The organism is Xanthomonas hortorum pv. pelargonii, assembly GCF_024499015.1.
Taxonomy (GTDB): Bacteria; Pseudomonadota; Gammaproteobacteria; order Xanthomonadales; family Xanthomonadaceae; genus Xanthomonas; species Xanthomonas hortorum_B.
On record NZ_CP098604.1, the window covers coordinates 2761334 to 2787867 of the forward strand.

Below are 26534 nucleotides of genomic sequence, written 5' to 3' on the forward strand. Positions count from 1 at the left end.
GTTCACGGCGTGTCCTGCAAGCGGTGAGGGCATCGCGCCCTCGACTCGCTCGGTTTGGGAGCATCAAACTGCGCCGAGGCGCAAGCTCTCGGTTGCCTTGAAAGGTGATCGAGCGGTGCGGATGCCTCGGGTGTAGAGCGAATGATCTGCGGCTTGGTTGCAGGGCCCTTGCCCGCCCACCATCGCGGGACACGCTGCAAGTACGTCCCTGTAAGCTCTTACGCGGCATCCATGCCGCGTAAGGTCCCGCGACGGTGAGCGGCCAAGGACCAGTGGAGATGGTCGGTATGCGTGCTTGCAAGCAGTATTGCGAGCATTGCGTGCAGCGCTGCCTTCAGATGCGGTGCGGTCTGATCGGCTCCTTTCGATCTGCAATGTCACTGCCATTCCCGACATCACTCCACGCGTCAACGCAGGCGAGTGCGGTCAACACGTTGCTGCCACCGATACAGCGTCAAAGATGTTTTTCAGCGCGTCTGGTTGCCCTCAGGCAGCGCCTTGAGCACGTAGTCGGTCAGCAACCGATGCGATTGCTGATGCATCTGCCGGGTGTTGTACGCGCTGCGCGTGAGCACCACCACCAACCGCTCCTCGGGCACGACGAAGACGTAGTTGCCGCCATTGCCGGACATCGCCCAGGTGTCGCGTTGCACGCCGCGCACCGGAAACAGGAAGTGCCAGAGTTGGTAGCCATAGTCGGCATCGTCGCGTGCCTGCGCATGCACGCTGGTCATCGCGCGTATCCAGTTGGCGGCAATCACCTGGCGGCCTTGCCAACGTCCCTGTGCAAGCAGCAACTGGCCGAATTTGGCCAGGTCGCGGCTACGGTAACGGGTGCCGCCACCGCCCATTCCTACTCCTTCGGACGACACATTCCACTGCGCCTGATCGATCCCGAGCGGCTTTTCGAGCACCTGTGCGGAGAACGCCTGCAGCCGCTGTCCGCTGGCTTTTTCCAGCACCGCACCGAGCAGGAAGGAGCCTGCGGTGCAATACGAAAACGCGCGGCCATGCGGGCTTTGCGCGGGCCGCTGCATCCACGGCGCATAGCCACGGATCGGCAGATCCAGGGCGAACTGCGTCCAGTCCGCACTGACGTACATGCGCTCTTCGTTGCCGGCGGAGAATTCATTGTCGTCGTTGCATTCCAGCTGCGAGCTCATCGTGAGCAGGTCTTCGAGGGTGATGTCGCGCTTGCGCGGATCGGGATGCTGCCATTGGCGATCGCCGAAGTAGTCGTAGACCTTGGCTTGCGCGTTGGTGATCAACTTGCGCTCGATCGCCGCACCGACCAGCAGCCCGGTGACGCTCTTGGTCAACGAGCGGGTGTCGTGCAAGGTCTGGCGATCGGCATCGCCCAGGTAGTGTTCGTAGACCAGTACGCCATCGCGCACGATCAGCACGCTGGTGGTGGATGGCGCCAGATCGGCAGCCAGTGCCTGTTCCATCTGCGCCAGCACGGGCAGGTTCCAGCCGCCAGCGGCAGCGCTGGCGACTGGCCAGCCGTCATCCAGCGCGGGTGGCGTGGTGGTCGCTGCAGGCACAGCCGGTGACGCGGCAGCCGATGGACCTGGTGTGGCAATGCCTGGAGTGGCGGCTTTTGCAGAGGCGGCTCTTGGAGAAGCGGCTCCTGGAGAAGCAATAGGCAGGGCGGCATGCAGCGGGAAGATGACGAGCAGGGCGGACAACAGCAGCGACAGGCGGGTCATGGTGACTCCAGCGATCCAGGGTCCGGCCATGACGCCAGCAGCGCGAATGAACTGCCTGATGTCTCGATGAAGATTTATGAAGCTCTTTGCGATCAATGGCTTGCGCAAGCCGCAGGCGACCGGCCGCGCGCTTCGCATCGCGATAACGGTCCGGTCCGGCTATTGTGTGCGCCCTGCAGGAACAATGGATGTGGCGCAATGAAGGTGCTGGTGACCGGTGGTGGTGGCTTTCTCGGCCAGGCGTTATGCCGCGGCCTGCGCGCGCGTGGGCATGAGGTGGTGAGTTTCCAGCGCGGCGATTACCCGATTCTGCAGACCTTGGGCGTGGGCCAGATCCGTGGCGACCTGGCCGACCCGCAAGCGGTGCGGCACGCCTTCGTCGGTATCGATGCGGTCTTCCACAACGCGGCCAAGGCCGGTGCATGGGGCAGCTACGACAGCTATCACCAGGCCAATGTGGTCGGTACGCAGAACGTGATCGACGCGTGTCGGGCCAATGGCGTGCCGCGTCTGATCTACACCTCCACACCCAGCGTCACCCATCGCGCCACCAATCCGGTGGAAGGTCTGGGCGCCGACGAAGTGCCCTACGGCGAAGGCCTTCGCGCAGCCTATGCAGCCACCAAGGCGATCGCCGAGCGTGCGGTGCTGGCGGCCAACGATGCGCAGCTGGCGACGGTGGCCTTGCGTCCGCGTCTGATCTGGGGGCCGGGCGACAATCATCTGCTGCCGCGCCTGGCAGCACGTGCGCGCGCCGGGCGACTGCGCATGGTCGGCGATGGCAGCAACCTGGTGGACAGCACCTACATCGACAACGCCGCACAAGCGCACTTCGATGCGTTCGAGCACCTTGCACACGGGGCTGCCTGCGCAGGCAAGGCGTACTTCATTTCCAATGGCGAACCGTTGCCGATGCGCGAGTTGCTCAATCGCTTGCTGGCCGCAGTGGATGCACCGGCAGTGACGCGTTCGCTGTCGTTCAAGACCGCCTACAGAATCGGTGCGGTGTGCGAGACCCTGTGGCCACTGTTGCGTCTGCCAGGCGAAGTGCCGTTGACGCGTTTTCTGGTGGAACAATTGTGCACGCCGCATTGGTACAGCATGGAACCGGCGCGTCGCGACTTTGGTTATATACCTAGTATCAGCATCGAAGAAGGCCTACAGCGGCTGCGATCCTCATCTTCCAACGACATCGCCATCACCCGGTAAAGACCGCCATATCTTCAGGATACGTCTGCGCCGATTCGGCACGACAACTTCTGGAATCCTTGCCATGCTGCATTACGCCATCATTTTCTTCGTCATCGCCATCATCGCCGCTGTGCTGGGCTTCAGTGGTATCGCCGGTGCGGCGACCAACATCGCCTGGATCCTGTTTGTGGTGTTCCTGATCCTGGCAGTGATCTCGATGTTCCGTCGCGGCAAGGTTTAACCACTTAGCCGCGATACGTCACGGCAGCGGCGCTGCCGATTGACGCGCAGATGGCCCGCTTCCGCAAGGAGGCGGGCCATCTGCGTTATGAGGGATCTACAGCTGTGTTGTGGCTGTTTTAAAGCAGTTTTTCGAGATATTGCACGTGCTTGCCGTTTGCCAGTAGCGCATCGCCGATCGGCAGGAAACCCAACTGCAGATGCAGCGCCAGCGATGCCGGATTGGGTGGGAGCAGGTTGACCTCGCAGACCAACCGCGGTTGCGCTGTCGCGCGTGCGACGCGGATGAGGTCGTCATACAACTGCCTGGCAAGGCCGCGCCCCTGCGCATGCGTAGCAACCACGATGCGGTCGATGTAGACGAAGCGCGCGAAGCGTTGCGCCATCCACGCGAAGTTCGGATTGGCGTACGCCGCATTTTGATCCAACGCGATCAACAAGCTATCCGCTGGCGCGACGATGCGTGCGTGCCAGGCCAGTTGCAACAATGCGGCCAGTCCATCGGCATCCAGCAACGACAATTCGGTGGCATGCTCATTGTTGAGTGCAAGCAGTGCCGGGTGATCGTGCAACTGCACCTCGCGCAGCTGCGATGGATTCATCAGCGCGGTTCCACCGCACTACGCAGCAGTTGATCGTCAGCGTGCCGCTGCAACGCCAGCTCGATCAACTGCGTGATCAAACTCCGATAGTCCAGCCCGCTTGCCTGCCATAGTTTGGGATACATGCTGATCCGGGTGAAACCCGGCAGCGTGTTGACCTCGTTGATCACGATGCGGCCATCTGCGCAGAGAAACACGTCCACACGCGCCATGCCGGCGCAGTCCAGCGCCTGATAAGCCTGCACCGCGATCTGCTGGATGCGCTGCTGTGTCTGCGCATCGATGTTGGCCGGAATCACGATCTCGGCGCCGTGTTCGCTGATGTACTTGGTCTGGTAAGAGTAAAACGCGTCGTGCACCACTACTTCGCCGCATGCGCTGGCCTGCGGCGTGGCATTGCCCAGTACGGCGCATTCGATCTCGCGCCCGGTCACCGCTGCTTCCACCAGCACCTTATGGTCATACGCCAGCGCCAACGCGAGTGCGGCGGCAAACTCCTCCGCAGTGCGCACCTGGCTGACGCCGACGGATGAGCCTTGATTGGCCGGTTTGACGAACAACGGCAAACCGAACTGCGCAACCAACGCATGCACGTCGGCGTGTGCGGCGGTGTGGCGGTTGAAACACACGAACGGCGCCACCTCCAGCCCGGCATCGCGCAGCACGCGTTTTGCCATGTCTTTGTCCATCGCCACTGCTGAGCCGAGCACGCCGGAGCCGACGAAGGGCAGATTGGCCATGCGCAACAACCCTTGCAGCGAGCCGTCTTCGCCCAGCGTGCCGTGCACGATCGGAAACACCACATCGATCTGCGCCAGCGCCTGCTCCGGCTGGGTCGGACGCAATTGCTGCTGCTGTGCACCCGGCAGCAGCGCCACGCCGCGACCGCTGCGGTGCAAGGCGATGCGCGCCGGGTCGTCGGCATTGAGCAGGAAGCTGTCGGGGTCGTTGACGTGCCACTGGCCTTGCTTGTCGATGCCGATCAGCACCGGCTCGAAGCGCTGCGGATCGAGCGCATCCAGAATATTTCTCGCCGATTGCAGCGAGACCTCGTGTTCGGCCGATTTGCCGCCGAAGATGAGACCGACCCGGATCTTGCGCATCGCCTGCTCCTGCCACCTGTTCAATGAGGTCGCCAGCATGCCCGCGGCAGGCGCGCCGAAGGAAGTCCTCCACGACCGACGCAAGCGGCCTTGCCAGCAAGGCGACCTGCCATGACCGCCGCGCCAGGCTCCGGCGTGCATCCGCCACACCACCGTCAAGCAGTTGCGACATGCAGGGACGGTAGAATGGGCCCATGCCCGGATCACTGCTCAACTCACTCAAGCCGCTCGCCGGCCAGGCCCTGCAAGCCGCGCTCAATCGCGCGCTGGCGCTGGACCCGGATACCCGCGACGCCCTGTTGCCGCTGGAAGGCCAGCGCATCGCGCTGACCCTGGAAGCCCCCGCACTGGCCTTGCAGATCCGTGTGCACGAGCGCCGGCTGCTGGTCGGCCCGGTGGATCAGGCGCGCGAGCCGGACCTTGCCGTGCGCAGCACGCTGGCCGGCCTGCTCGGCCAGCTGCCGTTTCTGGTTAATGCGCGCCGTAGCGGCGCGCCGGCCGGGCGGCTCAAGGTCTCCGGCGATGCCGAGCTGGCGCGCCAGTTGCAACAACTGGCAGGGCGGTTCGATCCGGATTGGCAACTGCCGTTCGTGGCGGTGTTCGGCGACATCCTGGGCGTGCAGATCGCCGGCGCGGTGCGTGCAGCGCTGCAGCAGGCGCGTCGCAGCGCGGTGGATCTGGCGCACAGCGCGGCCGAATTCGTTACCGAAGAATCGCGCGATGTGGTGCCACGCGCCGAACTGGAAGCCTTCCACGACGATGTCGACGAACTGCGCGACGACGTCGAACGTCTGGCCGCACGCGTCACCCGTTTGCGTGCTGCCGGAGGTGCGGCATGAAGGCGCTGCTGCGGGCCAGCCGCATCGGCCGGGTGATCCTGCGCTATCGGCTGGACGTCTTGCTGCAAGGCACGCCGGCCGAGCGCTGGCTGCGCCTGGCCAAGCCATTCGTGCCGCGTGCCAGCGCCGAGATCGCCGCGCAATCGCGTGGTGCGCGCCTACGCCTGGCGCTGCAGGAGCTGGGGCCGATCTTCGTCAAGTTCGGGCAGATCCTGTCCACCCGGCGCGACCTGATTCCGGCCGACGTGGCCGACGAATTGACCCTGCTGCAGGACCGGGTCAAACCGTTCGATGGCGACGTTGCGCGGCTGATCGTGGAGCGCGCGCTGGGCCTGCCGGTGAGCGTGGCATTCGCCGCATTCGACACCGTGCCGTTGGCCTCGGCCTCGATCGCGCAGGTGCATGCGGCCACGCTACCGCCGGACGCCAATGGCGTGCGCCGCGAAGTGGTGGTCAAGGTGTTGCGCCCGGACATCGAGCGCCAGATCGATGCCGATATCGCGTTGCTGCATTCGCTGGCCACCCTGGTCGAGCGCACCCATCCGCGTGCGGACAAGATCCGCCCGCGCGAAGTGGTGGCCGAGATCGAAGCCACCTTGTCGGCCGAACTCGATCTGCAACGCGAAGGCGCCAACGCCAGCGTGCTGCGCCGGTTCTGGGAAGGCTCGGACGATCTATACGTGCCCGAGGTGATCTGGTCGCACACCGCCGAGCGCGCGCTCACCCTGGAGCGCGTGTACGGCATTCCCTCCGACGACATTGTCAAGCTCGATGCGGCCGGTATCGATCGCAGGGCGCTGGCGGCCAAGGGCGTGCGCGTGTTCTACACGCAGGTGTTCCGCGACAATTTCTTCCATGCCGATGCGCACGCCGGCAACATCTGGGTCGACTCGGACCCGGAGCGCCGGCTCAATCCGCGCTTCATCGCGCTGGATTTCGGCATCATGGGCCAGCTCTCGCAGGAAGATCAGTACTACCTGGCCGAGAACTTCATGGCGATCTTCCACAAGGATTATCGCCGCATGGCCGAGTTGCACGTGGAGGCGGGCTGGATGCCGGACAACGTGCGCATCGACGAACTGGAAGCGGCCGCGCGCTCGGTGTGCGAGCCGTACTTCACCCGGCCGTTGTCGGAGATTTCGCTGGCCGAAGTGCTGATCAAATTGTTCCGCGTCGCGCAGCGTTACGAATTGACGCTGCAGCCGCAGCTGATCCTGTTGCAGAAGACCTTGCTCAACATCGAAGGCGTCGGCCGCCAGCTCGATCCCAAGCTGGATATCTGGGCAGTGGCGCGGCCGGTGCTCGAACGCATCCTGCGCGAGCGTTACAGCCCGCGCCGGGTGCTGGGCGAATTGCGCAAGCGGCTACCTGAAATCATGACCCACGCGCCGGACATGCCGCGCCTGGTGCACAGCTGGTTGAAGCAGCAGGTGGAAGGCCGCCATCAGCTCGATATCCGCTCGGCCGAGTTGCGCGCGCTGGATGTGAGCCTGCGCAAGTTGCAGACGCGCGTGGTCACTGCCATCACCGGCAGCGGGCTGCTGGTGGTCGCCGCTGTGCTGTATGGCCTGCATCCGAATGGCTGGTATCTGGGCACGGTGCCGGTGTGGAGCTGGGTCAGCGGCACGGCCGGTTCGGTCGCTTTGCTGATCGCCTGGCTGCGCCGCTGACACATTGCGATAGGTGGCCCGCTGCATTCGGCTGCATTTCGGCAGTGCCTGCAGCGGGGCACCAATGCGGCCTTCGAGTCGTGGCGCGGCAACGCAGTGGCATGCGCTGTCAGCGATGCGGATAATCGGCCGGTGAGCATATCGACCGACCCGCTGCAGATTCTCCACCAGGATGATGTCCTGGCCGTTGTCAATAAACCTGCGGGCCTGATGGTCCACGACAGCAAGCTGGCGCGCGGGGAGGACGACTTTCTGGCCGACCGCCTGCGCGAGCAGCTGGGCCGGCCGATCTTTCTGGTGCACCGGCTCGATCGCGCGACCAGCGGTTGCTTGCTGCTTGCGTTCGATCGCGAGAGCGCAAGCGCGCTGGGCAAGGCTTTGATGGCCGGCGAATTGGAGAAGGACTATCTGACGTTGTGCCGCGGCTGGCCGGCCGAGCAGCAGTTCATCGTCGATCACGATCTGGACGGCGGCCCCGGCAAGCCGGTCAAGAAGCCGGCGGTGACCCATTTCCAGCGGCTGGCCACCGGCGAGCTGGAGATTCCCTCCACCGGCTTTGCCACCTCACGTTATGCGCTGCTGCGCTGCCAGCCGCAGACCGGGCGTTTTCGGCAGATTCGAAGGCACATGAAGCACCTGTCGCATCACATGATCGGCGACACCAGCCATGGCGATGGCCGGCATAACCGGAGTTTTCGCATGCTGGGGATCCACCGCATGTTGCTGCACGCCGAGCGCTTGGGGTTTCCGCATCCGGCCGATGGGCGGCGTCTCAGCGTGGTGGCGCCGCTGGATGTGGAGTTTGCGAAAGCGTGTGCATTGTTCGGGTGGGACGTGGCGGGGTTGCAAGGCACGACACACGTGCAGTGATGCGACGTGGTCATGGATGTGTCAGTGCATCAACGTCGATCTGTCAGTGCACCAACGTCGAGCGGCAACGTTTTCAGGCAGCCGTACCCTCACCCCAACCCCTCTCCCGACGGGAGAGGGGCTTGACTGTTCCTTCTCCTATCGGGAGAAGGTGCCCCAGAGGGGCGGATGAGGGTGCGAGCGAAGCCTGGTGGAGTTTGGATGCACGTGCTGCTTCGCCGCTTACCGCCTTGACCCCAACTCCCTCTCCCGGCGGAGAGGGGCTGGAGCAAGCTTCTCCCACTGGAGGAAAGCTGGGGCACCGCCGGAATCGTCAACGCAATCGACCTAGCATCCGCATTCGCCGTAGGGATCACGCTGTTACGAATCCCCAATCCCAATTCCCCAATCCCCGCCCTTCAGGGCTTCTGCGCCGCCGCCGGCTCATTAACGATCTTTTCCAGATCCTTCTGCAGATCGGCAAACAGCGGCAGCATCTTCTGCTGGATCGCGCCCATCAGGTTCTGGGTCAGCGCCGGGGTCTTGTCGAGCAGGCTCTGGCCGGCCGAGCTCTCGTAGAACTCGGCCATGGCCAGCACGTCCTCGCGCGAGAACGAGCGCTTGTAGATGTCCACATACATCGGGCGCAGCTCCGACCACGACAGTGCCTTGCGTACGGTCTGGCGGGTGCGGTCCTGGATGCGCTGCAACTGCGCCTGTTGGCCGGTATCGAGCTGGCGCTGCGCGGTGAGCTGGGCGAATTGCTGCTGCTGCATCGCTTCGATCTGCGGCAGCATCGTGTCCAGCATGGTCTGCGCGCGTGAGGCGGCCAGCAATCGGTTGACGTCGGCATCGCTGGGCGCCTGCGCGAATGCGGCAGGTGTGGCGAGTGCCAGCGCAGCCAGCACGATCAGACGGCGCGCGAAGGCGCGGACGGCGGCAACGGAACGAGGTGGTGTCATCGGAGCATCCTGCACACGGGGGACCGGCCGCAGCATACGGGAGCCGGCGTTCGCGCGCGCGTCCACGCCGCTGCCGATACAATCGGCGCGCATGGCCAGCGACCCGATCCAGATCACCCCCAGCCTGACGATCCCGCCCAGCGAGATCGTCGAACGCTTCGTGCGCGCCAGTGGCGCGGGCGGGCAGAACGTCAACAAGGTCTCCACCGCGGTGGAGCTGCGTTTCGACGTGGCTGGATCGCCGTCGCTGCCCGAACCCCTGCGCGCGCGGCTGCTGTCGCGGCGCGACCGTCGCATGACCGCCGATGGCGTGCTGGTGATCGACGCGCAGCGCTTCCGCACCCAGGACCGCAACCGCGAGGATGCGCGCGAGCGGCTGGTCGAAATCATCAGTGCGTGCCTGTCGGTGCCCAAGCGCCGGGTCGCCACCAAACCGAGTCATGGTGCCAAGCTGCGGCGGCTGGATGCCAAGCGTGAGCGCAGCCATATCAAGCGTGGACGCTCTGCGTCCCACTGGGAGTAAGCGTGAGTCACACCGACCCGTCGTTGCCACCGGTAACACAGGCCAACATCCTGCTGCAGCCAACCCCACCCAGAATGCCGCGTGCACACGGCCGCTTCGGTCGCTGGCTGGGCCGTACCGCCTTGCGCCTGACCGGCTGGCGTCTGCTCGGGCGGCTGCCCGACGAACCCAAGCTGGTGATGATCGTCGCCCCGCATTCGTCCAACTGGGACGGCTTTCTGGGCTTTGCGGCCAAGTTCGCGCTGGGCTTCGATGTGCGCGTGTTGGGCAAGGCGCAGCTGTTCTGGTGGCCGCTGGGGCCGCTGCTGCGCAAACTCGGCGCCATCCCGCTGGACCGCAGCTCGCCGCAGGGCACCATCGGCCAGGCGGTGCGGCTGATCCGCAACTCCGAACAGATGTGGTACGTAATCACCCCCGAGGGCACCCGCAAGCGGGTGGAGAACTGGAAGGCCGGCTTCTGGAAGATCGCCTCCGACTCCAAGGTGCCGATCCTGCCGGTGTATTTCGACTATCCCAGCAAGACCGTGGGCATCGGCGAGCCGTTCTGGACCGGCACAGACATGGCCGCCGATATCGCCGCCATCCGCACCTGGTACCGGCCGTGGCGCGGTAAGCATCGCGATACGTTGTGATGATGCGGCCACGCGCTTGAAAGGTTTTGTCACTGCCGGTCGCCTGCATTCATGACCGGCGCCGCCGGGCACCTCGCTGCCTTCACCGAGGAAACACCATGATGGGCTTGTCCGCACGCGCACTGTGTTTGTCGCTCTCCCTCCTGCTTGCTGCCGGCCCGGTGCTGGCGGCCACGCCGATGCTGGTAATCCACGGCGGCGCCGGCGTGGAGAAATCCAGCCTTTCCGGCGAGGAACAGGCGCAGGCGCGCGAGGCGATGCAACGCGCGCTGCGAGCCGGTCACGCGGTGTTGCAACGCGGTGGCAGCGCAGTGGATGCGGTGGCCGCTACCATCACCGTGCTGGAGGACGCCCCGCAGTTCAACGCCGGGCGCGGTGCGGTGTTCACCCATGACGGCAAGAACGAACTGGATGCGGCGATCATGGACGGCGCCACCGGCAAGGCCGGCGCGATTGCCGGCGTGCACACGGTCAAGAATCCGATCCAGCTGGCGCGCAGCGTCATGGACCATTCCAAACACGTGATGCTGGCCGGCGCTGGGGCCGAACAGTTCGCGCGCGAGCAAGGTGTCACCCTGGTCGACCCAAGCTATTTCCGCACCGACAAGCGTTGGCAGCAACTGCAGAAAGCGCTCAAGGCCGAGGCCGGCGACCGCAAGGCCCAGGCCGAACTCGATCTGGAAACCGCCAAGCACTTCGGCACTGTCGGTGCGCTGGCGCTGGATCGCGAAGGACATCTGGCCGCCGGCACTTCCACCGGCGGCATGACCAACAAACGCTATGGCCGCGTCGGCGATGCGCCGATCATCGGCGCCGGCACCTACGCCAACAGCCAGTGCGCGGTGTCCGGCACCGGTTGGGGCGAGTTCTATATCCGCGCGGTGGCCGCCTACGATATCTGCGCCCGCATGAAATACGCCGGCCAGTCGTTGCAACAGGCGGCCGAAGCAGTGATCGACCAGGAGATTCCCAAGGCCGGTGGTGACGGTGGCGCCATCGCGCTGGACGCGCAGGGCAATGCCGCGTTCCCGTTCAACACCGAGGGCATGTATCGCGGCTGGATCGGCGCCGATGGCGCGCCGCACGTGGCGATCTTCAAGGACGAGACGTTGTAGCGCACATCCTCAACCGAACCCGTCCATCCAATCCAACGGCACATGCCAGCGGCCGGTAAACCCGCTAGCGTGGCCGGCTGCTCTACCCACTCAGGAATCACACGCCATGTCGCGCTGCCGTTCCAGGCGCCGCCGTTCGACAAGATCAAGGACAGCGATTACCTGCCGGCCTTCGAAGAAGGCATGCGCCTGCAGTTGGCCGAGATCCGCAAAATTGCCGACAACCCCGAACCGCCCACCTTCGACAACACCATTGAAGCGATGGAGCGTGGTGGCGAAACGCTCTCGCGCGTGTCGCGCATTTTCTTCGGACTGGTGCAGGCCGATACCAGCGACGCACGCCAGAAGATCCAGGAAGAGATCGCGCCCAAGCTGGCCGCGCACCAGGACGAAATCAATCTTGATCCCAAGCTCTTCGCACGCGTCAAAACCCTCTACGACCAGCGCGACACGCTGAGCCTGGACCCGGAGCAGAAGCGTCTGCTTGAGCGCGATTACGAAGAACTCGTGCGCGCCGGTGCGCAGCTGTCCGATGCCGACAAGGACAGCCTGCGCAAGCTCAATATCGAAGAGACCACGCTCTCCACCCAGTTCCATACCCGTCTGGTCGCCGCTTCGGCTGCCGGTGCGGTGGTGGTGGACGACAAGGCCAGGCTCGATGGCCTGAGCGAAGGCGATATCGCCGCCGCCGCCGATGCGGCCAAGGCGCGCAAGCTCGACGGCAAGTATCTGCTCACCTTGCAGAACACCACCCAGCAACCGGTGCTGGCGTCGCTGAAGGACCGCCAGCTGCGCGCCGAGGTGCTCAAGGCCTCGGAAACGCGCGCAGAAAAAGGCGATGCCAACGACACCCGCCAGACCATCCAGCGCCTGGCGCAACTGCGCGCGCAAAAGGCCAAGCTGCTCGGCTTCGACAGCTACGCCGCCTACAGCCTGGGCGACCAGATGGCCAAGAACCCGGCCGCCGCGCTCAAGCTGCTGACCGACACCGTGCCGGCCGCCACTGCCAAGGCGCGCCGCGAAGTGGCCGAGATGCAGAAGGTGATCGATGCACAGCGTGCTGATTCAAAGGCGGCTTCAAACTAGCCGCGTCCGATTGGGACTTCTACGCCGAGCAGGTGCGCAAGGCCAAGTACGACCTGGACGAGTCGCAGATCAAGCCGTATTTCGAACTGGACAACGTGCTGCAGAACGGCGTTTTCTACGCGGCCACGCAGCTGTACGGCATCACCTTCAAGCAGCGCACCGACATCCCGACCTATCACGCGGACATGAAGGTGTATGAAGTGTTCGACGCGGACGGCACCTCGATGGCGCTGTTCTATACCGACTACTTCAAGCGCGACAGCAAGTCCGGTGGCGCCTGGATGGACGTATTCGTTGAACAGGACGGCCTCACCGGTGCCAAGCCGGTGGTCTACAACGTCTGCAACTTCACCAAGCCGGCCGCCGGCCAGCCGGCGCTGCTGAGTTTCGACGACGTCACCACCTTGTTCCATGAGTTCGGCCACGCGCTGCACGGCATGTTCTCCACGGTGAAGTACCCCTCGATCGCCGGCACCAGCACCTCGCGCGATTTTGTCGAGTTCCCCTCGCAGTTCAACGAGCACTGGGCTTCCGATCCCAAGGTCTTCGCCAACTACGCCAAGCACTACCAGACCGGCGCGGCGATGCCAGCCGAGCTGGTGGAGAAGATCAAGAAGGCCAAGACCTTCAACAGCGGCTACGCGACTACCGAATACCTCTCGGCTGCGCTGCTCGATCTGGCCTGGCACACCCAACCGGCCGATGCATCGTTGCAGGACGTGAGCAAATTCGAAGCCGACGCGTTGAAGCGTTTCAAGGTGGACCTGGCCGAAGTGCCGCCGCGCTATCGCAGCAGCTATTTCGACCACATCTGGGGCGGCGGTTATTCGGCCGGTTACTACGCGTATTTCTGGTCGGAAGTGCTCGACGACGACGCGTTCGAATGGTTCAAGGAGAACGGCGGCTTGAACCGCAAGAACGGCGACATCTTCCGCGCCAAGATCCTCTCGCGCGGCAACACCGTGGACCTTGCCACGCTGTACCGCGATTTCCGCGGCAAGGATCCCAGCGTCAAGGCGCTGCTGGAGAATCGTGGTTTGACGGAGTGAGACACCCGCGTGCACGACGCACGCGGATGCAGCGATGATCGAAAACGGGATGGCCTTGCGGCCATCCCGTTTTTGTTGCGTCGCTTTTGATGCATCGCCGCGGTCGGTGCCGCATCATGCCGGTTGCGGCGCCTGATCGTCCCCGATCTGCACGATCACTTCGTGCGACTGCGATGTGGACGCTGCTCCCGGACGCAGCCGCTCCACCGCCTGCGGCAGGGTCAGCGACGGCGCGCCCTGCGCTGCGGAGGACGTGGCACCGGGCGGTTGGGTGAGCGCCTTGGCCTGACCCAACAGCTGTTCCACATCGTTGCCTTGCAGTAGCGCGTTGATCGCTCGGCTCGCCGTGGTCGCCCGACGCTGGGACAGCGCTTCGTTGGCGCCCCCCATCACGCCACGTAAGACTTGCTGCTTCAATCCGATGTCGGTGTCGCCCTCGCGGCGATTGTTCTTGACGGTGATGGCGGTGTGCTGATTCAGCGCGCCGACCGTAGCCATGGTTCCGGACAGGGCAGAGATCGCCAGGGTCTGTGCGGTCGGCACGTTGCGCGTTCCACCCTGCGCCGCAGAGCTGGCCTTGCCGATCACCGAGGATGCCGCGCTGCCCAGCACGCCGAGATGGAACATCTGGCCAATGCGTTGGGCGGTCTGTGCGGAGAACTCGCGCGAGGTGTACTTCTTGGCGATATCGTTGATCAGTTGCTCCGACACCACCGACTTCTCGGCGCCGAGCAGCACCGCTGCAGCGACACCGTCTGGATGGAGTTCGTCCAACTTGCCTTCGCGCAAGGCTTTCAGATCCTGGCGCAGCAAATTCAGCGCCTTCGCCGGGCCGGTGCCGTGGCCCGATTCCAGATCCAGGTTGTCGGCGTCCGCCGTCCCCTGCGGCGAGGGCGACGTGGCTAGTTCCGTGTTGAGCGCTTTTTCCATCGACACCAGTCCGTTGATGACGCGTTTCACCAGAGCCTGCGTGGGCGACTGGATCAGTTTGCGCAGTTTGGTCTGATCGATCTCCTCTGCCGCAACCGGCTCGCCACGTGCAAGTTTCAATTTACCTGTCTCGGTCAATACATCGGCGTACAGCAGATTGAGCTTGTTGTTGTAGTCCTGTTTTGCCTGTTCGTCGAAGCCGGCGGCCACGTGCTGCGCAGCTGTCATCAACAGGGCACCGACGGTCTGCGCGGTCGGCGACAGCGCCCGCATTGCGCCGGTTTTGCTGAGCAGGCCCAGCGTGCCCGCCAATGGCGAACGCAGGATGCGCGGGACGGCCTGCCAGCGATTGCCCATCCATTGCCGGTCGTGTGCGCCCTGGGTCATGACAAAGTCGTGCTGGGCCTGATGCAGGCGCGCTTCGGCTTGCAGCAAGTGGTCAGCGGCCTCGGTAAGCTGTTCAGCTGACGCCGCCGTTGGTCGCTGGTCTGCGGCGTGCTTGAGTTCTCGGAACCTGTCGCAGCACCCACTGAATTCTTCGATGTGGCGTTCCAGTGCCTTCGCGAGGTCCGGTAGCCAATGCTTATCGTTGATCTGATTCTTGTCCGGCACGATGACGTGACCGCCATGCTCGCGGATGGATTCGCATAGACTGACCACCGCCGACTGCTGGACCGCATTCATCGGTGCGGCGATGGCCGCTGTTGCAAAGCCGAACCCTGCGCCTGCCCATGGCTGACGGGTTGCGTAGTTGATCCACGGCGAAACGATGAACTGCATCGCATTGTTTAGAAAACTACCGGTGGGATTGGGCATGCCGGACAACAGCGCGGTGCGTCGCAAGTCGGAAACCTCGACTTCGCTCAATCCCTGCGCCTTGTACCAAGCCATCGCATCCGTTTCGTGGATGCGGCTCAACAAATCTGTGTGTGTCGCTGCGCGTTTCTGCACGCCGGTGGTGTCCGGCAGTTTCATCGGCCTGACCTTGTTGATCAATTCGGCGGCCAGTCGCGGCTCGACGGCACGGTGGTTGTCGGCAGCCAGTTTCTCTTTGAGTCGCACCAGCGACGCTTTGCCAGGATGCGACGGCATTACAGGCTGCGAAATCTGCAGACCAACCGTGTGCAGGTGGCTAGCCGTATGAGATGCGTGCGCAGTGGCATCTGCGGTCTCCTTGCCGCGCTTGCTCGGGGCGCGGGATAGCATGGTCAATGCGCCATCGGGCTGGGCATCCGAGCGGCTGGGCGGGGTATCCGGGGACGTTTCTTTTCGATCTCATGGATGTTCGCACTTGACGCTGACACAGTGCGACTGAGCGGATTGGCGGATGCAGCAGGTGTCATCAGATTTCTCCTGGCGCTTGATGCAGTGGCGGCATCGATCAATGGCCGGTGCCGAGGAATGCGATCGCCTCGCAGCCCTGAGCTGGGCGCATTGTCGAGGGGCGGCGTGGTCGCCATGGCTCGAAAAGAGCACCGAGTTCAAGCACGCGACGAAACCGTTGCCGATGAAAGATCAAACTGCGGATCGTATTGCTCAGGGATTGAACCACTCTACAGGGGACATCTTTGCCGGATAGCGGAACCGACGTCGCTGCACCCGAATCCCCCGGAGGTGTGGGCGCCAAGGTCGGGTGCGCTGCTTCCCATGGCAGGGTTGGTGAAGGCGTCACGCGGCGGCGGGTGACGCCCGCATCCGCGTGCGAGGTGCGCCATCAAAACGTGATGGCACGCATCGGCATGCCTCAGGCCAGTTACCGTGTCGCCACCAACCCATCCGACGCCTGTGATGCCGCATCCTGCCGCCACCAACGCACGCGATTAGCCGGCGCCTGCAGATCCACCCGCTCGCCCATGCAGGGCGTGACCACCGCAACGCCAGCGCTGTCGGCCAGTGCCACGATGCGGTCCAGCGGCTCCTGCCACGCATGCATGGCCAGATCGAAGGTGCCGTTGTGGATCGGCAGCAGCGTCTGCCCGCCCACGTCCAGATACGCCTGCAGGCTCTGCTCCGGTTGCATGTGCACATGCGGCCACTGCTGGTCGTAGGCGCCGTTTTCGATCAGCGCCACGTCGAACGGGCCGAGCTGCTCGCCGATGGTCTTGAAGTGCGGGCCATAGCCGCCGTCGCCGCTGAAGAACACGCGCAGGTCGCGGTCCTGGATCGCCCAGGAACACCACAGCGACCGCCCGCTATCGAACAACCCGCGCCCGGAAAAATGCTGCGATGGAGTAGCAGTGAGTTGCACGCCACCGACGGTGATGGAGTCCCACCAATCCAGCTGACGCACCTTGGCCGGGTCCACGCCCCAGCTAACCAGCAGATCGCCCACGCCGAGCGGTGCGACAAACACGCCGACGCGGTCGGCCAGCGCGCGGATGGTGGCGCGGTCGAGATGGTCGTAATGGTTGTGCGACAGGATCACCCCGGCCAGCGGTGGCACCTCTTCCAGTGCAATCGGCGGCGCGTGGAAACGCTTTGGCCCGGCGAACGGCACCGGCGAGGCGCGCTTGGAGAACACCGGGTCGGTCAGCCACCACCCGCCGGCCAGCTTCATCAGCACGGTGGAATGGCCCAGGCGATACAAACTCCGATCGGGCGCGGCAAGCAACTGCGCGCGCGTCAACGGCTGCACCGGCAACGGTGCGGACGGCACCGTGGTGCTGGGTTTGGCGAACAAGACCGTCCACAGCAGGCCGATCTGCTCGCGCAGGCTCAGCGTGACAGTCGGCAACGGCAGCACATTGCGAAACCGGCCACCGCGGAACTGCGGCGAGGCGGCATACGGGGAAGGGCGAGGGGGAGCCATAGGAAAGTCCGAGCGAGACGTGGGAGTAGCGATAAGGAATGCGAGCGGCCAACAGACGACTGGGCTGTGCTCGGTGCTCAGGATCTGCAGGTACCGTTCGTACGCTGAGGTTCCTATGCGCCGGCTGCGCCCGCGTGACAATCGCGCGTCACGTTGCCGACCATCGTCATTACACTACACAGTGTAGTTTTATTTGCGTGAAAGTAAACTGTCCGGTGTAAAATCGGCAAATGTCGACTGCCTCTTCCCCTCCAGCCGCACCGCAGCGGCTGACCGACCGCAAGCGCCACGCCATCGTGGAGGCGGCCATTGCCGAGTTCCGCCAGCACGGTTTCGAGGCCACCAGCATGGACCGCGTGGCGGCCACTGCCGGCGTTTCCAAACGCACCGTCTACAACCACTTCCCTAGCAAGGACGCGTTGTTTGGCGAAATCCTGCGCGGGCTGTGGCAGCGCAGCGCCGATGCGGTGAACCTGGCTTACCGGCCCGACCAGCCGTTGCGCGCGCAGTTGATAACGTTGCTGCAGCAGAAGCTGCGCCTGCTCGACGACCCGGCATTTATCGATCTGTCGCGTGTGGCCCTCGCCGAGGGCATCCACTCGCCGGCGCGTGCCCGCGAACTGATATCGCAGTTGGGCAGCAAGGAAGAAGGCACCACCACCTGGCTGCGCGCCGCACTGGCCGACGGCCGCCTGGCCGGCGTGGAGGCGGACTTCGCCTCACAGCAACTGCAGGCGCTGATCAAAGGCTTCGCGTTCTGGCCGCAGCTCACCATGGGCCAGCCGCCGTTGTCGCCGGAGCAACAGACCCAGGTGGCCGAATCGGCGGTGGCGATGTTTTTGGGGTTGTACGGGCGCGAGTGAGTGCGCTCGTGATGCGCCTTTAGTCCTTCGACCACACCGCCAATGCGTAGCCGTGCGGATCGGCGAAATGAAAGCGTCGCCCGCCCGGAAACGCGAATAGCGGTTTGGTGATCTTTCCGCCAGCCGCTTCGATGCGGGCCTGGCTATGGTCAAGGTCATCGGAGGCAAGCACCACCAACGCGCCGCCGGGCTGCGCAGGGCCGTGGAAGAAGCCGCCGGTCAGGCGCCCGTCGCGGAATTCACAATAGTCCGGGCCGTAATCCTGAAACGTCCAGTCAAATGCTTGCGCGTAAAAGGTCTTGGCGATGGCGATCGAGTCGACGGCGAATTCAAGGTAATCAATGCGGTGCTGTGGCGCGTTGTCGGTCATGGCGTGCTCCTGGAATGGAGGCACAGCATGCAATCGGTGCATGCACGTGGCTTGGCGAAAACGGCCAGCTCAGCGCGCGTGCTGCTGTACCAACACGCGCGGGCTCAGGCCGCTGAGCTGGCGTGCATCGCGCACCAGATGTGGCGCATCGCCATAGCCTGCGTCCAGCGCAGCGTCGGTCAACGTGCGGTGCTGGCGGGCGATACGCAGAAAACGCTGCAACCGAAGAATCCGTTCCAAGGTCTTGCTGCCGTAGCCGAACGCGTCCTGGCAGCGGCGGCGCAACGAGCGCTCGCTGATGCCCAGCGATTGGGTCAGCTCGGCAAGCCGCATCGGCCTGCCGACAGCCAACTGATCGAACAGCCATGCCATCTGTTGATCTTGCGATGTGGTGTGCTGTTGGCAGAGCGCGTGCAAGGTATGCAGTGGATCGGCGCCATCTTCCAGGCGATGTTGCCAGGTGCGGCCCTGCACGCCCCATAGCGGCGATCCGGCCCGGCAACGAAAACCGTGGTGCCATCCCAGATCAGATCGACGCTGCCATCGGGCAATATCAGTACGGGTTCCATCGAAATCGTGCTCTGGCGAAATCGCCAGCTGCACTGCAGTTGCGCACGCAACGCAGGAGGCGCTGCGCTTTCGGCATAACAGGACTCAGAGGGGTCGGACATCACTGCGCCATGTAAAGAAGTGGATGCGGTGCTGCTCAGCGACTGCAGCGTTGAGAATGCACATTGCCAATCGCATGCATTCGACACGAAATGCCAATACGGAAGTACGTAACGCGGCGACCGGCGCCACACGCAGTCTGCCAGTGCTGCAGCGTCAATGCGTTGAGTTACCCGCACCCAACCCGTTGGCATTGCCCGTCTGCCTGCCGCGTTGCAACCAGGCCACCATCGGTGAGGTCATCACTGTGGTCACCAGGGTCATGCCGAATAGCAGCGTGAACAGGTCCGGCCCGATCACGCCGCTGTCCAGGCCGATCTTGATCACCACCAACTCCATCAGGCCGCGCGCGTTCATCAGCGAGCCCACGGTCAGGCTGTCGCGCCAATCGTGACCGCTCAGGCGCGCGCCCAGCGTACAGCCGACCAGCTTGCCGGTCACCGCCACGCCGACCACCAGCGCAAAGCCGGCGATGCCGGCGCCCACGAAGACGCCCGGGCTGGTGGCCTGGCCGGCGACCGCAAACAGCACCGGCATTAGCAAGGTGATCGCCAATGGCTCGATGCGCCCAGCCAGGTGTTCCAGCAAGCGGTCTTCGCGCGGCACGCAAATGCCGAACAGGGACGCGCCGAAGATCGCATGCAGGCCGATCCATTCGGCCACTGCGGCGCAAGCCAGCAAACCGATCAACACCCACACCAGCGCAGTTGGCGCATAGCGCCCATCGTTCACACGTGGCCGCAGCAGGCGCGCGTAAGCGGGCTTCAACAGGCCGAAAACCACCGTAATCAACCCCAACGCACCGGCGGCGGTGAAGCCGACACCGCCATGCGTGTTGCCGCCGGTCAGCGTGAGCACGATCGCCAGGAACATCCACACCGTGGCATCGTCGATCACCGCCGCGCCCAGCGCCAACCGGCCCGCAGGCGTGCGGGTCAGATTGCGGTCCTTGAGGATGCGCGCCAGCACCGGAAATGCGGTCACCGACATCGCCGCGGCGATGAACAACGCAAACGGCCAGAACGCGATGCCCTGCGGTGCGAACCGCGCAAATAACCACGGAGCCGCGGCCAGGCCAAGCGACAACGGCAGCACGATGCCCGACAAGCCTACCAGGATCGATGCACGCACCTGCGCGGAGGTGCCTTCCGGCGCGCGCAGCTCCACTCCCACGATGAACATGAAAAGCACCACACCGATAGTGGCCAGGCCCGAGAGCGGCGGCAAACTGTTGGAAGCGAACAACACGCCGTGCAAGTCCGGCAACCATGCGCCGAATGCGATCGGCCCCAGCAACAACCCGGCCGCCATTTCGCCGATCACCGGCGGCTGCCCGACGCGTTGCAACAGCGCGCCGCATGCACGTGCCGCGCCCAGGATCACCGCCAACTGCACCAGCAACAACGTGGTCGGATTCATTGCGTCAGCCTTTGCATCGGTTGAGTCGGCTCGCCCCGCAGTGCGGGACTGCTGTGCTGCGGTCAGTCGTTCCCCTGGACTGAGCACCGGGCACTGCAATGCATTGCTGCCTGCAGCATCGGCCTAGTCTATGACGACAAATGCCGTGCAGTGCTAGCGAGCTGGCAAAAACTCTGCGCGATGCGGAGTGGCCGGTACTGCATGCAGGAACCGATCTTCAGTGCTGTCTTCCTTGCGCTTGCACGGCTTGATCGAGCGACGCCCTCGAAATGACGACGCCCATGCCGAACACTGCAACTTCGATGGAGGATGCATGACGAACTCATACTCAATTCCTGTCGAGCAAGGTCAGACATAATTCGAACTCACACGCACGCAGCACGCAGAAGAAACTCACCGCTCCGAATCGCCACTTTCGTCATACCCGCGCGGCGTGAACAGATCCGGTTGGATCAGCTCGATAAACGCACGCGCCTGCGGCGAGAGATATTTGCCCTTGCGCACCACCACGCCGTAGCTGCGGGTGGGGAAATAATCCTTGAGCGAGCGTGTGGCGAGTTTGTCGCGGTCGGCGTCGGTGACGCAGATCGCGGTGACGATGGAAATGCCCATGCCCATCGCCACGTATTGCTTGATCACCTCCCAACCGCCCACTTCCAAGGCCACGGTGTAGGGCACGCGTGCCTGTTGGAAGACCAGATCGACCAGCCGATAGGTCACCTGCCGGCGCGGCGGCAGGATCAGCGGATACGGCGACAGATCCTGCAACGTGACGGTGGGCTTGCTTGCCAGCGGGTGATCGGGCGGGGTGATCAACAACTGTTCGAAACGATAGACCGGCGCATAGTTGAGGTCGGCCGGCACGTCCAGCATCGAGCCGACTGCCAGGTCCACCGCATCCTCGCGCAGCAGATCGGTGCCATCGGCGCTGATGGCGTTGTGCAGTGTCAGGCGCACGTCCGGATGGCGCGCGCGAAAGTTCGCCACGATGCGCGGCAGCAGGTACAGGATGGTGGAGCTGTTGGCGGCGATATTGAGCTCGCCCGCATCCAGCCCGCGCACCTTCTCGCGAAAGCTCGCTTCCAGCCCGTCCAGGCTTTCCACCAGCGGCAGCGCCATGTCGTAGAGCAGCTGGCCCTCGCGGCTGGGTGCCATCCGGCGCCCGGAGCGCTCGAACAAGGCCACGCCCAGGTCGCGCTCCAGCGCCTGCAATTGCAGCGTCACTGCCGGCTGGCTGACATAAAGCGCCTCAGCCGCCCGTGAGACCGAGCCTAATCTAACCGTCTGGCAGAACGCACGCAGCGGCTTGAGCCGGTCGGATTTGTAGGAAAATCGAGGGGTTGGCGCCATTTGGGTGGGTACGAAAATCCACTATAAGCTCGGCTTATTTACAGCATTGATAAAACTGCTTTGTCAAATAGTTGTTGGCGGCGCACGGTGCAGGTCCGGATGCAAAGGACTTACGCCATGTCTGCCACCGCTTTCGCTCCACGCTCCACCGAACGCGCCACTCCCGGTCTGTCGCTGACCACGCAGTTGGCTGGCCAGGCAGAACTCCTGCCAGCCGCCGCGTTGGCGTTGCTGGTGTCGCTGCACCGCGCGATCGAACCCGGTCGCCAGCAGCGCCTCGCCCAGCGGCGGGTGCGCCAGGCCGAGTTCGACGCCGGCCAGTTGCCGGACTTCCGCCCCGACACCCGCGCCATCCGCGCCGGCGACTGGCGCGTGGCCGCACTGCCGGCGGCGCTGCAGGACCGCCGCGTCGAGATCACCGGCCCCACCGATCCGAAGATGGTCATCAACGCGCTGAATTCCGGCGCCAAGGTGTTCATGGCCGACTTCGAAGATTCCACCGCGCCGACCTGGCGCAACCTGCTGGCCGGGCAGCGCACGTTGGCCGCCGCGGTCCGCGGCGATCTCAGCTTCGATGCGCCCAACGGCAAGCATTACGCATTGCGGCCGGAAGCCGAACGTGCGGTGTTGATCGTGCGCCCGCGTGGCTGGCATCTGGACGAGAAGCATGTGCTCGTCGATGGTCAGCCGCTGGCCGGCGGTCTGTTCGATGCCGCGTTGTTCGCCTTCCATAACGGCCGCGCGCTGCTGACCAAAGACCGTGGCCCGTATCTGTACCTGCCCAAGCTGCAGAGCATGGAAGAAGCCGCGCTGTGGGAGACCGCGCTGGCGCATATCGAAGCGATGCTCGGCCTGCCGCATGGGCAGATCAAGGTGACCGTGCTGATCGAAACGCTGCCGGCGGTGTTCGAGATGGACGAGATCCTGCACGCGCTGCGCGATCGCATCGTCGGGCTGAACTGCGGGCGCTGGGATTACATCTTTTCGTATCTGAAAACCTTTCGCGCGCACCGCGACCGCGTACTGCCCGAGCGTGGTCAGGTCACCATGACCCAGCCGTTTTTGAAGGCGTATTCGGAACTGTTGATCAAGACCTGTCATCGCCGTGGTGCGCATGCCATGGGCGGCATGGCCGCGCAGATTCCGATCAATCACGACGAAGCCGCCAACGAGCAGGCGATGGCCCGCGTGCGCGCCGACAAGCTGCGCGAAGTCACCGCAGGCCACGATGGCACCTGGGTGGCGCACCCGGCCTTGATTCCGGTGGCGATGAAATTGTTCGACGAGCACATGCCCACCGCGCATCAGCATCACGTCTTGCGCAACGACGTGCAGGTGACGCGCGACATGTTGATCGCCCCCTCGCCGGGCAACGTCACCCGCGCAGGGTTTGAGGGCAATGTGGAAGTGTGCGTGCGCTACCTGGCCGCCTGGCTGGACGGCAATGGCTGCGTGCCGATCCATAACCTGATGGAAGACGCCGCCACTGCAGAAATCAGCCGTGCGCAACTATGGCAGTGGCTGCATCACGGCCAGCATCTGGACGACGGCACTGTGATCGATCAGCAGTTATTGCAGACCGCGTTGCGTGCGCTGCCGGCACGCCTGGGCGCGACCAACGCACTGCCTGGCGCTGCGCGCATCGACGACGCCATCGCCTTGCTGGAAACACTCAGCCGCGCCGATGAACTGGCCGACTTCCTTACCGTGCCGGCGTACCGATTGATCGATTGATCTATCCGCTGCAGCGACAGGCCACAGCACGCGTGCTGTCGCTGCAACCCATCAACGCAACGCACTACGTCAACACCGCACACCGCCCGATTGCGCCCACGCGCAACGACGGCCATGCCATGCCCCGCGCACAGCACACCGCGCGATTCCTTCCTCGTTGCATCCGCCGTATCCCTGTCAGGAGAACGCACCATGAGCAACACACTGCAGACCGCCGAACAGATCCAGCAGGACTGGGCCAGCAACCCACGCTGGACCGGCATCACCCGCAATTACACCGCGGCCGATGTGGTGCGCCTGCGCGGCACCGTGCATGTCGAGCATTCGCTGGCACGATTGGGCGCGGACAAGTTGTGGGCCTCGCTGCACACCACGCCGTTCGTCAATGCGCTGGGCGCGTTGACCGGCAATCAGGCGATGCAGCAGGTCAAGGCCGGTTTGAAGGCGATTTACCTGTCCGGTTGGCAGGTCGCCGCCGATGCGAATCTGGCTGGGCAGATGTACCCGGACCAATCGCTGTATCCGGCCGATTCGGTGCCGGCGGTGGTCAAGCGCATCAACAACACCTTGCTGCGTGCGGATCAATTGCACCACGCCGAAGGCAACGATGACATCGACTTCCTGCAGCCGATCGTGGCTGATGCCGAAGCCGGCTTCGGCGGCGTACTCAACGCCTTCGAGCTGATGAAGGCGATGATTGAAGCCGGCGCGGCCGGCGTGCATTTCGAAGATCAATTGGCGTCGGTGAAAAAGTGCGGCCACATGGGCGGCAAGGTGCTGGTGCCTACGCGTGAGGCGATCGAAAAGTTGAATGCCGCGCGTCTGGCGGCCGATGTGTTGGGCGTGCCTACGCTGTTGATCGCACGCACCGATGCCGAAGCGGCCGATCTGATCACCAGCGATGTGGATGCCAACGATCAGCCGTTCACCACCGGGCAGCGCACTGTCGAAGGCTTCTTCAAGACCCGCAACGGGCTGGATCAGGCGATCAGCCGTGGGCTGGCTTACGCACCGTATGCGGATCTGATCTGGTGCGAAACCGGCAAGCCGGATCTGGAATTCGCGCGCGCCTTCGCCCAAGCTATCCATGCCAAGTTCCCCGGCAAATTGCTGGCCTACAACTGCTCGCCGAGCTTCAACTGGAAGAAGCACCTGGACGACGCCACCATCGCCAGATTCCAGACCGAACTGGCGAGCTACGGCTATAAATTCCAGTTCATCACCCTGGCCGGCTTCCATGCCTTGAATTACGGCATGTTCAACCTGGCCCATGGTTACGCGCGCCGCCAGATGAGCGCCTTCGTCGAGCTGCAGCAGGCCGAGTTCGCAGCGGCGGACATGGGCTTTACCGCAGTCAAGCATCAGCGCGAGGTGGGCACCGGGTACTTCGACGCGGTGACGCAGGCGATTCAGCAGGGGCAGTCGTCCACCACCGCGCTGCGTGGGTCGACCGAGGAAGAGCAGTTTCACAGTGAAAAAGCGGCTTAGAACGACTAACAAAACGTGGCGAGCGCCTTCCTGGCGGCCGCGCAGTAGTTTTTGTTAGCCGCTCTTAGCCTGCAGCAAGCCGCCATGTGCAGCTCGGGAGGGAGAGGGCTCGGGAAACCGGGCCCTTTTTGTCACCTCATACCCGTCATTCCGTCTCTTCATTCGTGAGAAATAGTGTGACCTGGTGCTGAACAAAGGGGTCCTGTAGGATTTGTCCATGGGCTAACGTTGTAGGCCAGCCTAAGGGAATCTGGATGACTTGCTACAACACCGCAGGCGCGGTCGAACCGACTGGAGGCGTTGCCAAAACGTTGTCCGACGGGCTGCATGCGCTGATGACTGCCGAAGAGCTGGCGTTTTTCGCCCGCTTCGGCCGTGCGCGCGAGTTGGCGGCGGGCCAGGCGCTGTTCGAGCGTGGTGCCGTGGGCACGCAGATGTTCATCGTTGTCAGCGGCCAGATCGATCTGGATTTTGGCGAGGACCTGATGCTCAAGCATCTGGGCCCGGGCGAATTTTTCGGGGAACTCGGCTTGCTGATCGGCGACCACGCACGCAGTGCCGGCGCCAGTGCCTCTACCGACAGCCGTCTGATCGAACTGGCCCACGACGATTTTCAGCGCCTGGTCGATCACGACCCGTCGATGGTGGCGCATTTTCTGCGCCGCTCCATCGTGCGTGTGGTCAACAACGAGCAGTTGCTGATCCGTCAGCTGCGCCGTCGCAACCACGATCTGGAAGCGGCGCTGGACAATCTCTATGTCACCTCGCACAAACTCAACCACACCGAAGAGTTGAGTCGCACCGACGAGCTCACCGGCCTGCACAACCGCCGCGGTTTGGCGCTGCATCTGCAGGAATGTCGGCGTTCCGGCGCGGTGCCCGGTGTGGGCCTGATCCTGATCGATTGCGACCGTTTCAAGCGCATCAATGACGAATTCGGTCATCTGGCCGGCGACCGTGTGCTGCAGAACGTTGCCCATGCACTGCGCTCGGTGATCGCCGATGGCGATCTGGCTTGCCGGCTGGGCGGCGACGAATTCTGCGTGCTGGTCGCGCAAGGCACGCGGGAACTGATGCACCACATCGGGGAATGCATCGTGCGTGCGGTGGAAGCACGCCTGGGCAACACCCAGAGCGAGCAAGGCTGCTCGGTCAGTCTCGGCCTGTGCATGATCGATGCGGATGCGGCATGGAACGACTGGTACACGCTGGCCGATAGCGCGTTGTACCAGGCCAAGCGGCAGGGCGGTAACGTGTTGTGCATGCACGAAGCAGCTGCGCCGGGCAGTACGCTGGTATCGGGCAACACGCTCGCCTCTGGCAATCACTGAG

Annotated in this window: 20 protein-coding genes and 3 pseudogenes; 13 read left to right on the forward strand and 10 right to left on the reverse strand. The window is 64.0% G+C overall.

The annotated features are described in order from the left end of the window. Window positions 1–467: 467 nt before the first annotated feature. The gene (locus tag NDY25_RS12075) at window positions 468–1448 is read right to left on the reverse strand and encodes a serine hydrolase domain-containing protein (RefSeq protein WP_180336555.1); all 981 of its coding nucleotides are present in this window, start codon (window positions 1446–1448) and stop codon (window positions 468–470) included. A gap of 459 nt (window positions 1449–1907) precedes the next feature. Between NDY25_RS12075 and oleD the strand changes: the two genes are divergently transcribed. Next, window positions 1908–2918 (forward strand): 2-alkyl-3-oxoalkanoate reductase, encoded by a 1011-nt coding sequence (oleD, locus tag NDY25_RS12080; RefSeq protein WP_168958615.1) that lies wholly within the window; start codon window positions 1908–1910, stop codon window positions 2916–2918. A 64-nt stretch (window positions 2919–2982) separates the two neighbouring features. Next, window positions 2983–3141 carry a DUF1328 domain-containing protein gene (locus NDY25_RS12085; protein ID WP_003468167.1) on the forward strand — a complete coding sequence of 53 codons (159 nt, stop codon included), beginning with the start codon at window positions 2983–2985 and terminating at the stop codon, window positions 3139–3141. Window positions 3142–3259: 118 nt separating this feature from the next. On the opposite strand, the gene NDY25_RS12090 is transcribed toward NDY25_RS12085, so the two are convergent. Next, on the reverse strand, window positions 3260–3742 hold the full coding sequence (locus tag NDY25_RS12090; RefSeq protein WP_168958614.1) for a GNAT family N-acetyltransferase: 483 nt from the start codon (window positions 3740–3742) through the stop codon (window positions 3260–3262). Further along, window positions 3742–4845 carry a D-alanine--D-alanine ligase gene (ddlA, locus tag NDY25_RS12095; protein ID WP_168958613.1) on the reverse strand — a complete coding sequence of 368 codons (1104 nt, stop codon included), beginning with the start codon at window positions 4843–4845 and terminating at the stop codon, window positions 3742–3744. Before ddlA ends, NDY25_RS12090 begins: the two co-directional genes overlap by 1 nt. A gap of 194 nt (window positions 4846–5039) precedes the next feature. On the opposite strand from ddlA, the gene NDY25_RS12100 reads away from it, so the two are divergent. From NDY25_RS12100 to NDY25_RS12110, 3 genes are all read left to right on the forward strand, one after another. Continuing rightward, on the forward strand, window positions 5040–5684 hold the full coding sequence (locus tag NDY25_RS12100) for a ubiquinone biosynthesis accessory factor UbiJ (RefSeq protein WP_168958612.1): 645 nt from the start codon (window positions 5040–5042) through the stop codon (window positions 5682–5684). Continuing rightward, window positions 5681–7354, forward strand: coding sequence for a ubiquinone biosynthesis regulatory protein kinase UbiB (gene ubiB, locus NDY25_RS12105; protein WP_168958611.1), 1674 nt, complete (start codon window positions 5681–5683; stop codon window positions 7352–7354). The genes NDY25_RS12100 and ubiB overlap by 4 nt, the downstream gene beginning before the upstream one ends. Window positions 7355–7450: 96 nt before the next feature. Beyond that, the gene (locus NDY25_RS12110; protein WP_168958610.1) at window positions 7451–8224 is read left to right on the forward strand and encodes a pseudouridine synthase; all 774 of its coding nucleotides are present in this window, start codon (window positions 7451–7453) and stop codon (window positions 8222–8224) included. 398 nt (window positions 8225–8622) lie between these two features. On the opposite strand, the gene NDY25_RS12115 is transcribed toward NDY25_RS12110, so the two are convergent. Then, window positions 8623–9201, reverse strand: coding sequence for a DUF2059 domain-containing protein (locus NDY25_RS12115; protein ID WP_256627991.1), 579 nt, complete (start codon window positions 9199–9201; stop codon window positions 8623–8625). A 55-nt stretch (window positions 9202–9256) separates the two neighbouring features. Here NDY25_RS12115 and arfB point away from each other — a divergent pair, with 55 nt between their 5' ends. From arfB to dcp, 4 genes and pseudogenes are all read left to right on the forward strand, one after another. Next, entirely contained in the window at window positions 9257–9688 is a 432-nt protein-coding gene (arfB, locus tag NDY25_RS12120) for an alternative ribosome rescue aminoacyl-tRNA hydrolase ArfB (RefSeq protein WP_006449817.1), read from the forward strand. Window positions 9689–9690: 2 nt separating this feature from the next. Beyond that, a complete protein-coding gene (locus NDY25_RS12125) occupies window positions 9691–10320 on the forward strand; it encodes a lysophosphatidylcholine acyltransferase (protein ID WP_168958608.1) in 630 nt (209 codons plus the stop codon). A gap of 98 nt (window positions 10321–10418) precedes the next feature. Beyond that, window positions 10419–11435 carry an isoaspartyl peptidase/L-asparaginase family protein gene (locus NDY25_RS12130; RefSeq protein WP_168958607.1) on the forward strand — a complete coding sequence of 339 codons (1017 nt, stop codon included), beginning with the start codon at window positions 10419–10421 and terminating at the stop codon, window positions 11433–11435. Between the two features lie 42 nt (window positions 11436–11477). Further along, window positions 11478–13570 (forward strand): annotated as a pseudogene (dcp, locus tag NDY25_RS12135) (peptidyl-dipeptidase Dcp). 114 nt (window positions 13571–13684) lie between these two features. Here the strand turns inward: dcp and xopN are convergent. Continuing rightward, window positions 13685–15843, reverse strand: a pseudogene (xopN, locus tag NDY25_RS12140) (type III secretion system effector XopN). A gap of 410 nt (window positions 15844–16253) precedes the next feature. Further along, a complete protein-coding gene (locus NDY25_RS12145; protein WP_168958605.1) occupies window positions 16254–17309 on the reverse strand; it encodes an MBL fold metallo-hydrolase in 1056 nt (351 codons plus the stop codon). Window positions 17310–17539: 230 nt separating this feature from the next. Between NDY25_RS12145 and NDY25_RS12150 the strand changes: the two genes are divergently transcribed. Continuing rightward, window positions 17540–18172, forward strand: coding sequence for a TetR/AcrR family transcriptional regulator (locus NDY25_RS12150; protein ID WP_168958604.1), 633 nt, complete (start codon window positions 17540–17542; stop codon window positions 18170–18172). Window positions 18173–18191: 19 nt separating this feature from the next. Here NDY25_RS12150 and NDY25_RS12155 read toward each other — a convergent pair whose 3' ends face one another. From NDY25_RS12155 to NDY25_RS12170, 4 genes and pseudogenes are all read right to left on the reverse strand, one after another. Continuing rightward, window positions 18192–18542: a VOC family protein gene (locus NDY25_RS12155; RefSeq protein WP_168958603.1), complete on the reverse strand. Its 351-nt coding sequence runs from the start codon at window positions 18540–18542 to the stop codon at window positions 18192–18194. 69 nt (window positions 18543–18611) lie between these two features. Further along, window positions 18612–19213, reverse strand: a pseudogene (locus NDY25_RS12160) (helix-turn-helix domain-containing protein). A gap of 154 nt (window positions 19214–19367) precedes the next feature. Further along, entirely contained in the window at window positions 19368–20630 is a 1263-nt protein-coding gene (locus NDY25_RS12165) for a cation:proton antiporter (RefSeq protein WP_168958602.1), read from the reverse strand. 393 nt (window positions 20631–21023) lie between these two features. Continuing rightward, window positions 21024–21980, reverse strand: coding sequence for a LysR family transcriptional regulator (locus tag NDY25_RS12170; protein ID WP_168958601.1), 957 nt, complete (start codon window positions 21978–21980; stop codon window positions 21024–21026). Window positions 21981–22097: 117 nt separating this feature from the next. Here NDY25_RS12170 and aceB point away from each other — a divergent pair, with 117 nt between their 5' ends. The 3 genes from aceB (at window position 22098) to NDY25_RS12185 (ending at window position 26533) form a co-directional block, all read left to right on the forward strand. Then, window positions 22098–23714 carry a malate synthase A gene (gene aceB / locus NDY25_RS12175; protein WP_168958600.1) on the forward strand — a complete coding sequence of 539 codons (1617 nt, stop codon included), beginning with the start codon at window positions 22098–22100 and terminating at the stop codon, window positions 23712–23714. A 192-nt stretch (window positions 23715–23906) separates the two neighbouring features. Further along, window positions 23907–25202, forward strand: coding sequence for an isocitrate lyase (gene aceA / locus NDY25_RS12180; protein WP_168958599.1), 1296 nt, complete (start codon window positions 23907–23909; stop codon window positions 25200–25202). Between the two features lie 254 nt (window positions 25203–25456). Beyond that, window positions 25457–26533 (forward strand): GGDEF domain-containing protein, encoded by a 1077-nt coding sequence (locus tag NDY25_RS12185; protein ID WP_168958598.1) that lies wholly within the window; start codon window positions 25457–25459, stop codon window positions 26531–26533. Window position 26534 lies beyond the last annotated feature (1 nt).

Coding starts and splice junctions, on each gene's coding strand:
- NDY25_RS12075 (WP_180336555.1), bottom strand. CDS start 1,448: ATGGAACAGGCACTGGCTGCCGATCTGGCGCCATCCACCACCAGCGTG.
- oleD (WP_168958615.1), top strand. CDS start 1,908: ATGAAGGTGCTGGTGACCGGTGGTGGTGGCTTTCTCGGCCAGGCGTTA.
- NDY25_RS12085 (WP_003468167.1), top strand. CDS start 2,983: ATGCTGCATTACGCCATCATTTTCTTCGTCATCGCCATCATCGCCGCT.
- NDY25_RS12090 (WP_168958614.1), bottom strand. CDS start 3,742: ATGAATCCATCGCAGCTGCGCGAGGTGCAGTTGCACGATCACCCGGCA.
- ddlA (WP_168958613.1), bottom strand. CDS start 4,845: ATGCGCAAGATCCGGGTCGGTCTCATCTTCGGCGGCAAATCGGCCGAA.
- NDY25_RS12100 (WP_168958612.1), top strand. CDS start 5,040: ATGCCCGGATCACTGCTCAACTCACTCAAGCCGCTCGCCGGCCAGGCC.
- ubiB (WP_168958611.1), top strand. CDS start 5,681: ATGAAGGCGCTGCTGCGGGCCAGCCGCATCGGCCGGGTGATCCTGCGC.
- NDY25_RS12115 (WP_256627991.1), bottom strand. CDS start 9,201: ATGCTGCGGCCGGTCCCCCGTGTGCAGGATGCTCCGATGACACCACCT.
- arfB (WP_006449817.1), top strand. CDS start 9,257: ATGGCCAGCGACCCGATCCAGATCACCCCCAGCCTGACGATCCCGCCC.
- NDY25_RS12130 (WP_168958607.1), top strand. CDS start 10,419: ATGATGGGCTTGTCCGCACGCGCACTGTGTTTGTCGCTCTCCCTCCTG.
- NDY25_RS12145 (WP_168958605.1), bottom strand. CDS start 17,309: ATGGCTCCCCCTCGCCCTTCCCCGTATGCCGCCTCGCCGCAGTTCCGC.
- NDY25_RS12150 (WP_168958604.1), top strand. CDS start 17,540: ATGTCGACTGCCTCTTCCCCTCCAGCCGCACCGCAGCGGCTGACCGAC.
- NDY25_RS12155 (WP_168958603.1), bottom strand. CDS start 18,542: ATGACCGACAACGCGCCACAGCACCGCATTGATTACCTTGAATTCGCC.
- NDY25_RS12165 (WP_168958602.1), bottom strand. CDS start 20,630: ATGAATCCGACCACGTTGTTGCTGGTGCAGTTGGCGGTGATCCTGGGC.
- NDY25_RS12170 (WP_168958601.1), bottom strand. CDS start 21,980: ATGGCGCCAACCCCTCGATTTTCCTACAAATCCGACCGGCTCAAGCCG.
- aceB (WP_168958600.1), top strand. CDS start 22,098: ATGTCTGCCACCGCTTTCGCTCCACGCTCCACCGAACGCGCCACTCCC.
- aceA (WP_168958599.1), top strand. CDS start 23,907: ATGAGCAACACACTGCAGACCGCCGAACAGATCCAGCAGGACTGGGCC.
- NDY25_RS12185 (WP_168958598.1), top strand. CDS start 25,457: ATGACTTGCTACAACACCGCAGGCGCGGTCGAACCGACTGGAGGCGTT.